The 12413-nt window shown below is 61.7% G+C and carries 12 protein-coding genes; 8 read left to right on the plus strand and 4 right to left on the minus strand.

Going from position 1 to position 12413, the window contains the following annotated elements; translation table 11 throughout:
- The first annotated feature begins 54 nt into the window (after positions 1–54).
- The 4 genes from FHT85_RS04510 to FHT85_RS04525 are packed head-to-tail and all read left to right on the plus strand — an operon-like array spanning position 55 to position 4040.
- Complete coding sequence (locus tag FHT85_RS04510; protein ID WP_112411452.1) at positions 55–1242, plus strand: acyl-CoA dehydrogenase; 1188 nt, start codon at positions 55–57, stop codon at positions 1240–1242.
- A gap of 8 nt (positions 1243–1250) precedes the next feature.
- Positions 1251–1682 (plus strand): acyl-CoA thioesterase, encoded by a 432-nt coding sequence (locus FHT85_RS04515; RefSeq protein WP_112399224.1) that lies wholly within the window; start codon positions 1251–1253, stop codon positions 1680–1682.
- Positions 1660–2055, plus strand: coding sequence for a RidA family protein (locus FHT85_RS04520; RefSeq protein WP_015340927.1), 396 nt, complete (start codon positions 1660–1662; stop codon positions 2053–2055). Before FHT85_RS04515 ends, FHT85_RS04520 begins: the two co-directional genes overlap by 23 nt.
- Before the next feature lie 17 nt (positions 2056–2072).
- Positions 2073–4040 carry a 3-hydroxyacyl-CoA dehydrogenase NAD-binding domain-containing protein gene (locus FHT85_RS04525; RefSeq protein ID WP_112411451.1) on the plus strand — a complete coding sequence of 656 codons (1968 nt, stop codon included), beginning with the start codon at positions 2073–2075 and terminating at the stop codon, positions 4038–4040.
- A 20-nt stretch (positions 4041–4060) separates the two neighbouring features.
- Here FHT85_RS04525 and FHT85_RS04530 read toward each other — a convergent pair whose 3' ends face one another.
- The 3 genes from FHT85_RS04530 to FHT85_RS04540 form a co-directional block, all read right to left on the minus strand.
- Positions 4061–5272, minus strand: coding sequence for an adenylate/guanylate cyclase domain-containing protein (locus FHT85_RS04530; protein WP_112334990.1), 1212 nt, complete (start codon positions 5270–5272; stop codon positions 4061–4063).
- A 153-nt stretch (positions 5273–5425) separates the two neighbouring features.
- Positions 5426–6328: an SDR family oxidoreductase gene (locus FHT85_RS04535; protein WP_112411450.1), complete on the minus strand. Its 903-nt coding sequence runs from the start codon at positions 6326–6328 to the stop codon at positions 5426–5428.
- 79 nt (positions 6329–6407) lie between these two features.
- A complete protein-coding gene (locus FHT85_RS04540; RefSeq protein WP_112411728.1) occupies positions 6408–7148 on the minus strand; it encodes an SDR family oxidoreductase in 741 nt (246 codons plus the stop codon).
- A gap of 122 nt (positions 7149–7270) precedes the next feature.
- Here FHT85_RS04540 and FHT85_RS04545 point away from each other — a divergent pair, with 122 nt between their 5' ends.
- The 3 genes from FHT85_RS04545 (at position 7271) to FHT85_RS04555 (ending at position 10233) form a co-directional block, all read left to right on the plus strand.
- On the plus strand, positions 7271–8182 hold the full coding sequence (locus FHT85_RS04545) for a LysR family transcriptional regulator (protein WP_112411449.1): 912 nt from the start codon (positions 7271–7273) through the stop codon (positions 8180–8182).
- Between the two features lie 137 nt (positions 8183–8319).
- Positions 8320–9666, plus strand: coding sequence for an LLM class flavin-dependent oxidoreductase (locus FHT85_RS04550; protein WP_112411448.1), 1347 nt, complete (start codon positions 8320–8322; stop codon positions 9664–9666).
- Positions 9667–9690: 24 nt separating this feature from the next.
- Positions 9691–10233: a hypothetical protein gene (locus FHT85_RS04555; RefSeq protein ID WP_112411447.1), complete on the plus strand. Its 543-nt coding sequence runs from the start codon at positions 9691–9693 to the stop codon at positions 10231–10233.
- Positions 10234–10489: 256 nt separating this feature from the next.
- On the opposite strand, the gene FHT85_RS04560 is transcribed toward FHT85_RS04555, so the two are convergent.
- Entirely contained in the window at positions 10490–10918 is a 429-nt protein-coding gene (locus FHT85_RS04560; protein ID WP_112334995.1) for an OsmC family protein, read from the minus strand.
- Between the two features lie 211 nt (positions 10919–11129).
- Here FHT85_RS04560 and FHT85_RS04565 point away from each other — a divergent pair, with 211 nt between their 5' ends.
- Positions 11130–12395, plus strand: coding sequence for a glycerate kinase (locus tag FHT85_RS04565; protein ID WP_112411446.1), 1266 nt, complete (start codon positions 11130–11132; stop codon positions 12393–12395).
- Positions 12396–12413 lie beyond the last annotated feature (18 nt).

The raw sequence follows: 12413 nt of genomic DNA on the forward strand, positions 1-12413 counted from the left end.
AACAAATTGAGCGGTTCAGTCGCTCTGTAAAACTGAACCGCTCCAATGGGAGATATGCACATGAGCCGCGAGATTTTCGACTGGGCAGATCCGTTTCGGCTGACGGAGCAGCTGAGCGACGACGAGCGAATGGTGCTGGATACCGCGCAGTCCTACGCGCAGGAAAAGCTCGCGCCCCGCGTGCTGGAAGCCTTCCGCCACGAAAAGACCGATCCGGCGATCTTCCGCGAAATGGGTGAGCTCGGCCTGCTCGGCCCGACAATCTCGCCGGAATATGGCGGCGCCGGCCTGAGCTACGTTGCCTATGGTCTCATCGCCCGCGAAGTCGAGCGTGTCGATAGCGGCTATCGCTCGATGATGAGTGTTCAGTCTTCCTTGGTCATGGTGCCGATCGAAACCTTCGGGTCGGATGCGCAGAAACAGAAGTACCTGCCGAAGCTCGCGACCGGTGAATGGATCGGCTGCTTCGGCCTCACCGAACCGAACCACGGCTCCGATCCCGGCTCGATGGTCACCCGTGCAAAGAAGGTCGATGGCGGCTACAGCCTCACCGGCGCCAAGACCTGGATTTCGAACGCGCCGATCGCCGATGTCTTCGTCGTCTGGGCTAAGACCGAGGATGGCCTCATCCGCGGCTTCATCCTCGAAAAGGGCTGGAAGGGCCTTTCCGCGCCCGCCATCCACGGCAAGGTGGGGCTGCGCGCATCTATCACCGGCGAAGTCGTGATGGAAAATGTCTTCGTGCCGGAAGAAAACCTGATGCCGAACGTATCCGGCCTCAAGGGCCCCTTCACCTGCCTCAACTCCGCACGCTTCGGCATTGCCTGGGGTGCGCTCGGCGCGGCGGAGGATTGCTATGCCAAGGCACGCCAGTACGTGCTCGACCGCAAGCAGTTCGGCCGTCCCCTTGCCGCCAATCAGCTGATCCAGAAGAAGCTTGCCGACATGGTGACCGAGATCACGCTCGGCCTGCAGGGCTGCCTGCGTCTTGGCCGCATGAAGGAAGAAGGCCATCCGCCCGTCGAACTCACCTCCATCCTCAAGCGCAACAGCTGCGGCAAGGCGTTGGACATCGCTCGCGCTGCCCGCGACATGCTGGGTGGTAACGGCATCTCGGACGAATTCGGCATCGCGCGCCACCTCGTCAACCTCGAAGTGGTCAACACCTATGAGGGCACCCACGACATCCACGCCCTCATCCTCGGCCGCGCCATCACCGGCATCGCCGCCTTTTCGAACTGAGGCCGGCCGTGGCATTTAGAACCACCAGACCCCTGCGCTTCGGAGATTGCGATCCCTCCGGGATCGCCTATTTCCCCTCGTACCTGAACATCCTCGTCGGAGTGCTGGAAGACTATTTCGCCTCGATCGACTTTTCCTGGCGAAAATTGATCGACGACCGCCGCATCGGTGTCCCCACCGTGCGGCTCGATCTGACCTTCATCAAGCCCGGCCTGCAAGGTGACGATCTCGAATTCGTGCTTTCAGTCCACGGCGTCGGCCGCTCTTCGCTCGATCTGCAACACCAGATTTCGGCTAATGGTCATGTCCTATGGACGGCCAAGCACCGCGTGGTCGCCACCTCGCTCGATACGCATAGATCCATTGAATGGCCGGATGATCTCCGCGCCGCACTCACCTCTCATCTGGAGACGACCAATGCACACCATCCTGCAACCTGAGGGCTGGGCCAAGCCGATCGGCTATGCCAATGGCATGGCGGCGACGGGCCGCATGGTGTTCGTCGGCGGCCAGGTCGGCTGGAATGCCGCCTGCGAATTCGAAAGCGACGATTTCGTCGAACAGGTGCGCCAGACGCTGAAGAATGTCGTCGCCATCCTTGCGGAAGGAGGCGCCGAGCCGAAGCACATCACGTCGATGACCTGGTATTTCACTGACAAGCAGGAATATCTCGGCAATCTGAAGGGTCTCGGCCAGGCTTACCGCGAAATCATCGGCCGGCACTTCCCGGCCATGGCCGCCGTGCAAGTCGTCGCCCTCGTCGAAGATCGTGCCAAGATCGAGATCCAGGCAACGGCAGTCATCCCGGAATAATAGAGGCGATTAAGATTATGTCGGCATTGCGCTTTTCGGACACCATCTCGGCGGCGCTAGCCGACGGGATCCTCGTCGTCACCATCGACAATGCACCGGTCAACGCATTGTCCGCCGATGTCCGGGCCGGCCTGATGGCCGCTTTGGATCGTGCCGAGAAAGATGACACAGTCGCCGGCGTCGTACTGACCGGAGCGGGCAACAATTTCATCGGCGGCGCCGATATCAAGGAATTCGGCAAACCGCCGGTCCAGCCGCATCTACCTGATGTCATCTCCCGCATCGAAGCCTTTGCCAAACCCGTTGTCGCCGCGATCAACGGCGTTGCGCTCGGCGGCGGCCTGGAAGTGGCGCTCGCCTGCCACCGACGACTTGCCGCGCCAGCCGCGAAACTCGGCCTCCCGGAAGTCAAGCTCGGCATCGTACCCGGCGCCGGCGGTACGCAGCGCCTGCCGCGCCTGACAGGCATCGCCGCCGCCATCGATATGATCGCCAATGGCCGCATCGTATCCGCCGCCGAAGCGTTGAAGCTCGGCATCGTCGATGGCGTGACCAAGGGCGAACTGATCGCCGAAGCTATCGCCGACGCCAAGATGACCAACGCCGCATCGTTGCGCCGCACGGGATCGCTGACGGTTCCTCCGGAAGCTACAGATGCGATCGACAAGGCGGCATCGGACGCATTGCGCAAGGCACGCGGCCAGCGTGCACCGGCCGAAGCCGTCCGCCTTGTGCGCCTGACGGAGACCGTCTCTTTATCAGAAGGACTGGCCGAGGAACGCCGCACATTTATTGCCCTCCGCGACAGCGAAGAGGCCGCAGCCCTGCGGCATGTCTTCTTCGCCGAGCGAGCCGCCGGCAAAGTCGAGGGGCTGGAGACAGTCGCTCCGCGCAAGATCGAAACCATCGGTATCATCGGCACTGGCCTGATGGGATCGGGCATTGCCGTCTCCGCCCTCAATGGCGGCTACCGGGTCATCGGCGTCGAGCAGAGTACAGAGGTCGCGGAAAAGGGACGCGAGCGCATCACCGGCCTCCTCGACAAGGCCGTGCAGTCCGGCCGCCTCGATGCGGCGGGGCGAGAAGATCGACTCGGCCGGCTGACCGTCACCGCCGACATGCAGCAGCTGGTGCAGGCCGATCTCGTCATCGAAGCTGTCTTCGACGATCTCACAGTCAAGACCGAGCTGTTCCAGCGCCTCGATACGATCGTTCGCGCCGACGCGATTCTTGCCACCAATACGAGCTATCTCGACCCCGACGTGATCGCTGCCGCAACACAACGGCCAGAGCGGATTGTCGGCCTACACTTCTTCTCGCCCGCCAATATCATGCGGCTCCTGGAGGTGGTGAATTGCAAGCAGACGGCGCCGGATGTGCTGGTGACAGCCATTGCCCTGGCAAAACGGCTCGGTAAGCTGCCTGTGGTGTCAGGCGTCACCGAAGGCTTCATCGGCAACCGCATCTTTTCCGCCTATCGCCGCGAAGCGGAATACATGGTCGAGGATGGCGCTTCGCCGCAGGAAATCGACGCAGCACTGGAGGCCTACGGCTTTCCGATGGGGCCTTTTGCCGTGTTCGACATGGCGGGTTTGGAAATCGCCTGGGCACGCCGCAAGCGGCAGGCCGCGACACGCGATCCCTCGGAGCGCTACGTCGTCATCGCCGACCGGCTCTGCGAAGCGGGACGCTTCGGCCAGAAGACGGGCCGCGGCTGGTATGTCTACCGCGATGGCAAACGGACTGTTGATCCCGAGGTAACGGCCATGATCGAAGCCGCGCGCACCGAAAAAGCCATTGTGCCGAAGAGCTTCACCCCAGAAGAGATCGTCAGCCGCCTGCTGAAAGCCATGGTTGACGAAGGCGAGGCGTTGCTTTTGGAAGGCGTTGCCGCGCGCGCCAGCGATATCGATCTCGTCATGATCAATGGCTATGGCTTTCCGGCCAGCAAGGGCGGCCCGATGTTTGCGGCCGGCCGTCGCTGAAAGCAGTCACCGCAGACGGGTCAGGCCGCCGAAGAGAGCAGTGTGAACAATTCCTGCGGCCGGTTGACGCCACGCAGCGCATAGCGGCCGACGGAAACGAGATCGTTGCTCTGCTGGCCTGACAGCGCCTCGACGAAATTCGACGACATCAGGACATTGCGGTCGGCCGACCGGCACATCGAGGCGATGCGGCTGACCTCGTTGACGGCCGGCCCGATCACCGTGAAATCCAGCCGGTCCATGCTGCCGATATTCCCGTAGAAGACATCGCCGATATGCAGGCCGAGATAGACGTCCGTCACCGGCCGGCCTTCGATCTGCCGCTGCGAGTTGAGGTCGCGCAGCCGCTGGCGCAGCAGCGATTCCGCCATCAGGGCGGCAGCGCAGGCATCGGCGGAATTACGAGCCTTGAAGATCGCCAGCGTGCCATCGCCGATCAGCTTCAGCACATTGCCGCCCGCCTCATGGATCGAGGAGATGACCGCGTCGGCATAGGCATTCAGCATCGGGATGATTTCATCCGGCTCGGCCGTATCGGAAATGCGCGTGTAGTTGGCGAGATCGGAGAACCAGAGTGCCGCCGAAATCCGCTCGGTCTTGCCGCGGGTAATCTTGCCCTCGAGCACATGCCGGGCGGCATCCTCGCCGAGATAGACTTCGGCAATGGTGCGGGCGATGCGGCTCATGCCGGTACATTTGATCGCCAAAGCCAGCGCGGGCGTCAGCTTGCGCAGCACGCGCAAATCTTCCTCCGGAAAGCCGACCTCATGCGCGGTGGCAAAGTTGGAATAGAAGCAATCCATCTCGCCGATCGTGCCGCCCTCTTCGAAACGGTGGATCATGGCGATATAGTCGGTATGACCGTCGGCCAGTAGCGTATCGAGCCCGTAGAAATCGGTCGGGTCGCCGAAGCCGATGCGCCGGCGCACCTCGTCTCCGCCCGTGGTCAGCATATGATAGAAGGCGGAACGCTGCCAGTTTTCAGAGGCGATCCCCTGTTGCGTCGGGCCATATTCGAACTCGCGCTCGATGATCTGATTGCCGTCCCAGCGGAAGGCGCGCCCTTCATAGACCGGGTGCAGCGTATCCATCAGCGCCATGGCTCGATCGATGTTGAGACCATGCTGACGGCACTGCTCGCAGAAGCCGGAGAGGATATCGACTTCCGTCATTCCCTTGAGGCCGGCCTGCATGAGCCAGCTGGCAATTTCGCCAATGTCCTTCGCGTCCATGGATATCTCCCGACCCTCTGAAGGATTCGCTTTAGTACGAAACTCTAAGGCTTGGAATGCCGTCCTGCACAAAATAGTTTCGATGCACGTCAGTCGTCGCCGCTCCTGTGGCACAGAAGCGGCGATTTGACGCTGGGAGATGGCAATGCGGTCTCAGCCCTTGACGACAGGCCTCAGCAAATCCTCCAAGCCGATACGCCGGAAGAGTTCTGCCCTCACCCGATCGGCAACGCCATTGACGATTTCAGCACCATCTTCCGAGGGGTCTATATGGGTGCGGAACGGGCGTGTTCCAAACGGCATGTCGATCACATCGACGATCGCGGTCGCAACCGAGGCTGCATCTGCGTCGGCCGGCTCCAGCGAGGCGAGCCCCTTCAGTGCCTGATCGGGAACACCTGCATAGGGACCATTGTCGTATTCGGTGGCACGAGCCTTATCGGCCGGCGAGCCGGAATGGGCAAAATGGTTGGTGCCTTTCGTGAAGGCACCCGGCACGATGATGGCGGTCTCGATGCCCCAGCGTGTCAGCTCCGAAGCATAGGAAACGGCAAGCGAATCCATGGCCGCTTTCGCTGCGAAATAAGGCGAGAGGTACGGCGGCGTGCCGCCCCGCGTGCTCGACGAGGAAACCCAAACGACCAGCCCCTTTCCTTGCCTGCGCATGTGAGGCAGCACGGCCCGATTGACGCGCTGGGTGCTAAGCACGTTGATGTCGTAGAGTTCGGCGAACTGTTCGGGCGTGAAGGCTTCTGCCGGGCCGAACGACATGTGGCCGGCATTGTGGATGATGGTATCGATGCGGCCTTGCTCGGCGATGACGGCGGCAATACCGGCTTCGACCGAAGCATCCGAGGCAACATCGAGTTCGACGGTTCTGAGATCGACGCCGTCCTCCTTGGCGAAAGCCGCCGCTGCCTCGACCTGCGCCGCATTACGCCCCCTGGTTTCGCGGATGCCGGCATAGACCGTATGGCCTGCCTTGGCGAGAGCGCGTGCCGTCAGAGCCCCGAAGCCGCTCGATGCGCCAGTGATTACGATGACTTGCTTGCTCATGATCCTGTTCCTTCAGAGGATTGGCTGTTGTTGACGATGAATTGGAGAGCGGCAGGAATTGCCCTGCCGCCAAATGGGCTCAGATCATGCCGCCATTGGCGCGTAGCGTCTGGCCGTTGATCCAGCCGCCGTCCGGGCCGACGAGGAAGGAGACGGCGGCGGCGATATCCTGTGGCGTGCCCAGGCGCTCCAGCGGGTTCATCTTGGCCATGCGATCGATGAGCTCGTCGCTCTTGCCCTTCAAAAAGAGATCCGTGGCCGTCGGGCCGGGTGCGACGGCATTGACTGTTATCGAGCGGCCGCGCAGCTCCTTCGCCATGATGCCGCTCAGAAGCTCGACCGCCGCCTTCGTCGCGGCATAGACGCCGTAGGTTTCGAGCTTCAGGCCGACAATGCTGGTCGAGAAGTTGACGATGCGGCCGCCGTCACGCAGGCGCTTGCCGGCTTCGCGCAGCGTATTGAACGTGCCCTTGAGGTTGATGGCGATATGGCGGTCGAAATGCGCGTCGTCGGCATCAGCGATCTTGGCAAGCTGCATGATGCCGGCATTGTTGACGAGGATATCGACACCGCCGAAGGCAGTTTCCGCCGCATCGAACATGCGGCGCACAGCTTCGACATCGGAAACATCGGCTTTAGCGGTCAGCGCCCTACCGCCCTTTTCCTCGATCTTGCGAGCGAGTTCCTCGGCGGCGACTTCGCTGCCGGAATAGTTGATGACGACGGTGAAACCGTCTTCGGCCAAACGCTCTGCAATGGCGGCACCGATGCCGCGCGATGCGCCGGCGACGATTGCTACCTTGTTAGAATTGCTGCTCATTTTCCTCATCCTTCGTTGCTTTGCGCCGTAGCGCGTTTCGATGAGGAGAAGATGCCTCTTTTCATGAGGCGGATAATCGACCATTAATCGGCATCACTATCCGAAATCGGCGAACAAATAATATGGACAGATTCGATGCCATGCGGGTGTTTTGCCGGGTCGTGGAACGGCGCAGCTTCACGCTGGCTGCCGAAGACACCGGCCTGCCCCGCTCGACGGTGACGGACGCGATCAAACAGGTCGAGGCGCGTCTCGGCGTGCGCCTGCTGCAGCGCACGACGCGGCATGTGAGCCCGACGCTCGACGGCGAAGCCTATTATCAGCGCTGCCTGCGTATCCTCTCCGATATCGAGGATGCCGAAGGCGCCTTTGCCGGCGCCAAGCCAAAGGGCGTTCTACGCGTCGACGTGCACGGAACGCTGGCGCGCCACTTCGTCCTGCCGAACTTGCCTTCCTTCCTCGAAACCTATCCCGATATCGAACTGCAGATCACCGAGGGCGACCGGTTCGTCGATCTGATCCGCGAAGGCATTGACTGCGTGCTGCGCGTCGGCACGCTGCAGGATAGCGACATGATCGGCCGCCGCGTTGCGATGCTGGAGGAGGTGACGCTTGCAGCGCCCGCCTATGTCGAACGGTTCGGCATGCCCGCCCATCCGGAGAAGCTCGACGGGCATCGGATGATCGGCTTCCGCTCTTCCGCAACAGGCGGATTGCTGCCGCTGGAATTCCAGATCGATGGCGCCGTGCGCGAAATTACCCTGCCGGCCACCATCTCGGTCAATGCGGCCGAGAGTTACTTCGCGGCGGCCAAGCTCGGTCTCGGCCTGATCCAGGTCCCGCGCTACCACGCAGAGGAAGCCCTGCGATCGGGCGAGCTGCTGCACGTCCTTGAGGACTATCCACCGACTCGAACGCCCGTCTCGATGCTCTATCCGCGCAGCCGCCAGCTTTCGCCGAGGGTCCGCGTCTTCATAGATTGGCTTGTGAAGGTTTTTGCCGGACAGAACGTGGCTGAAAGCCCGGCCGGATGAATATTCCGCGAAAGCGATCAAATAAATGAAATCGGCTCTTTGAATGCGCGGCCGGCACGCCTACGTCGTAGTGCATTACTCTACGGGCAATGCCGTCGCTACTTCATGACAGCCTGGCGATTTTCGAGAGAGAGCCGATGACCGAACAGAAGCAATTGAAGCTCGGGGCCTTCATGCGTCCCGTCAGCTTGCATACCGGTGCCTGGCGTTATCCCGGCGCCTATCCGGACGCCAACTTCAATTTCCAGCATATCAAGAGCTTCGCACAGGAACTGGAAAGGGCGAAGTTCGATGCCTTCTTCATGGCCGATCACCTCGCGGTCCTCAACATGCCGATCGAGGCCCTGAAGCGCAGCCAGACTGTCACCTCCTTCGAGCCCTTCACCCTGCTTTCGGCGCTCGCCGCCGTGACTGACAGGATCGGCCTCGTCGCCACTGCCTCCACCACCTTTGATCTGCCCTATCACATCGCCCGCCGTTTCGCCTCCCTTGACCACATCAGTGGCGGCCGCGCCGGCTGGAATATAGTCACCACATCCAATCCCGATGCCGCGCTTAATTTCGGCCTCGAAGAACATATGGAACATGGCGAGCGCTATCATCGCGCCCGCGAATTCTATGATGTCGTAACCGGCCTCTGGGACAGCTTCGCCGACGATGCCTTTCTCCGCGATCCCGAAAGCGGCATCTTCTTCGATCCCGAGCGGATGCATGTCCTCGGGCACAAGGGCGAGGAACTGAGCGTCCGCGGGCCTCTTAACATCGCGCGACCGCCGCAGGGCTGGCCCGTCATCGTCCAAGCCGGGCAATCGGATGCCGGCCGCCAGCTTGCCGCAGAAACGGCCGAGGCGGTCTTCGCCGCGCCGCGCAACCTGGCGGACGGCAAGTCGATCTTCGCCGATATCAAGGGACGGATGAAAGCGATCGGCCGCAATCCGGATCATCTGAAGATCCTGCCCGCCGCCTTCATCGTTGTGGGCGACACGATCGAGGAAGCAAAGGCCAAGCGGGCAAAGCTCGATAGCCTCGTCCATTACGATAGCGCCATCGCATCCCTGTCGATCGCGTTAGGGCATGACGCCTCCAAATTCGATCCCGATGGCCCGCTGCCGGAAATTCCAGAAACCAATGCCAGCAAGAGCGGCCGCGAGCGCGTCATCGCGCTTGCCGAATCGGAGAAGCTGACCGTGCGCCAGCTTGCCCAACGCCTCGGCGGCTATGCCGGCCTCGCCTTTGTCGGCACACCTGAGAGCATCGCTGACGAGATGGAGCAGTGGCTGTACGAGGAAGGCTCCGACGGTTTCAATGTCGTCTTCCCCTTCCTGCCCCAGGGCCTGCTTGACGTGACCACCCGCGTCGTTCCAGAGCTGCAGCGCCGCGGCATCTTCCGCCGCGATTACGAAGGCACGACCTTGCGCGAACACCTCGGCCTGCCGCGCCCGGAAAACCGCTTCTTCACGAAACCGGCTGCGGCAGCGCAGTAACAGAGCCCGCGATAAGAGACTGATATGAGCCATATCACGCCGATCGACTATGAGACCGCTTCCGAGGCCGTGCGCACCGAGCATGATCGCGAAGTGCAGCTGCGCGGCCGCATGACGAATATGAAGCGGACATTGCTGCACTCGCCGGTCGCGCATCGCATCTATGCGGAATGGTTTCCTCTACGCGAAGAGCTACGCCCTGAGCTGGACGATCGCGCCGTCTGGCTCCTTTGCCATGCCATCGCACTCGAATGCCGCTCGATCATCCCGGTCGGCTTCTTCCGGCGTGCGCTGATGAATGTCGGCCTGACGCCGGAAACGATTGTGCCGACAGACGACGAGGCGCTGCTGATCGAATTCGGCAAGGCGATCGTCAGGGATTCCAACGCGATTCCGGAGGGGATTTGGGATCGATTGAAGGCCCGCTACGACGAGCCGACGCTTGCCAACCTCGTCGCTTTCGCCGGCATTATGATCGCGACGGCGATCTACAACAATGCCGTGAAGGTGGATATCGATCCGGAGCTTGGACCTTATCTTGAGGGGTTTAAGTTTCCGGCGAAGTGACGGTCGTCAGACTCATTATACAGAGTTGATGGGGAAAATGGCCCCTCACCCCAGCCCTCTCCCCGTTCTCACGGGGAGAGGGAGCGACCTCGTGACAACCTCAAACGCTCGCTTGGGGAAAAGGCAATTTTCATACTTCGCGCATATTGGCGATGAGATGGAACGGTGGTGGCGCGGCCATCCCCTTCTCCCCGTCAAGACGGGGAGAAGGGGCCCGACAGGGCGGATGAGGGGCTTTCACCACCCAATCCAAAACTCACCCCGAAATCGTTGTCGAAAACTGCGGATTGCCGCGGATAGTGTTGCTCACGGTGCAGATTTCATCTTCGGCGGCGTGCGCGATCGCATTACGCACCTCATCACTGAAATCGCCCTTGATGGTGAAGGCGATGTTGAATTTCTCCACGCGAGAAAGGCCCTCCGCCGCCTTTTCCCCTGTCACAACAGCAGTCACTTCCGTGAGCTTGTCGAGCACGCCGAGGCTGCTGGCTGCCATGCGGGCGCTCAAAACCAGGCAGGCCGAGAGCGACGAATAGAGCAGGTCGAGCGGATTGAAACCCGGCTGCGATGGCGAAGTGACGATGTCGATTTCGCCCCCCGTCACGGACGTCACATGCGGAAAGCCGGTGCGGCCGACCGTAGCGGTCGCGCCCGTCTGCCTCGTCTTCACTTTCAGTTCGGCCATGTCGAAAATCCTTGAAATAAAAGCGGGAAACCCTTTCCTTCTACATAGGGATTCATCGCGCAGGACACAATTGCAGTTCGTGGCCCTTGCGTCTTCCAGCCAGTTAAGCCACCAAATGGTTACACGCTCTGAGAAGCAATTTCAGGAAAAATGCGTAGTGGTTTTCCGTCCAGAATTGCGTACAAACGCTCTAGAAGACAGGCAGTTCGATATGACCGTTACCGATCCCCGCGCCTTCCTGACCTCGCTGTTCGATGCCGCGGTTCGTGCAGCAGATCCGTTGACCGGCATTCGCACGCATCTGCCGGCCAAACCGAAGGGCCGCACGATCGTTATCGGCGCCGGCAAAGGATCTGCCCAGATGGCGGCCGCGCTGGAGCAATGCTGGGATGGCCCACTGCAAGGCCTTGTCGTGACGCGATACGGATTTTCCGCCCCCTGCCGCCGGATCGAGATCATCGAAGCCGCCCATCCCGTGCCGGACGAAGCAGGCCTCGTCGCTTCCCGTCGGCTTCTGAAACTTGTCGAGGGCCTGACGGAGGACGATCTGGTGATCGCACTGATATCAGGCGGCGGCTCGGCGCTGCTTCCCTCGCCAGCGGACGGCCTGGGCCTTGCGGACGAAATCGCGGTCAACAAGGCGCTGCTCGCCTCCGGCGCGCCGATCTCGGCGATGAATGTCATTCGCAAGCATCTGTCGACCATCAAGGGTGGCCGGCTGGCTGCCGCAGCCCTTCCCGCCAAGGTCGTCTCGCTCGTCGTCTCGGACATTCCCGGCGACGATCCTGCCCTCGTGGCCTCCGGCCCGACCGTACCCGGCCTCGGCACGCGCGCCGAAGCGCTCGATCTCATCCGCCTCTACCGCATCGAACTGCCGCCGGCCGTTCTCGCCCATATGGAGAAAGTTGAAGCGGATGCGCCCCGCCCGGAGGATCCTCGTTTTGCCGGCAATGAAGTGCATGTCATCGCCTCTGCCGGTGTCTCGCTGGAAGCTGCTGCTGAGGTGGCGCGTTCTGCCGGCGTCGAAGCGGCCATCCTCTCCGACGCCGTCGAGGGCGAGGCCTGCGAAGCTGCTCATGTCCACGCCGCGATTGCCCGCGAGGTGCTTCATCGCAACCGGCCCTTCGTCAAGCCGATCGTGCTACTGTCAGGCGGCGAAACCACGGTGACCTTGAAAGGCAAGGGCAAGGGCGGGCGAAACTCGGAGTTCCTGCTGTCGCTGGCCATCGATCTCGACGGCCATGCCGGCATTCACGCCATGGCCGCCGACACGGATGGCATCGACGGCAGCGAGGACAATGCCGGCGCCTTTGCAGATGCGAGCACTGTGGCACGGCTGCGCAAGGCTGGAATGGTTCCGGCTGAGATGCTGGCAAACAACGATGCGTGGACGGCCTTCAACGCGATCGGAGATCTCTTCGTCCCCGGCCCTACGGGAACGAACGTCAACGACTTCCGCGCCATCCTGATCGCGTAACCCCCGGAACGGGTAAGC

The sequence above is a fragment of the Rhizobium sp. BK312 genome (assembly GCF_014193605.1).
Lineage (GTDB): Bacteria > Pseudomonadota > Alphaproteobacteria > Rhizobiales > Rhizobiaceae > Rhizobium.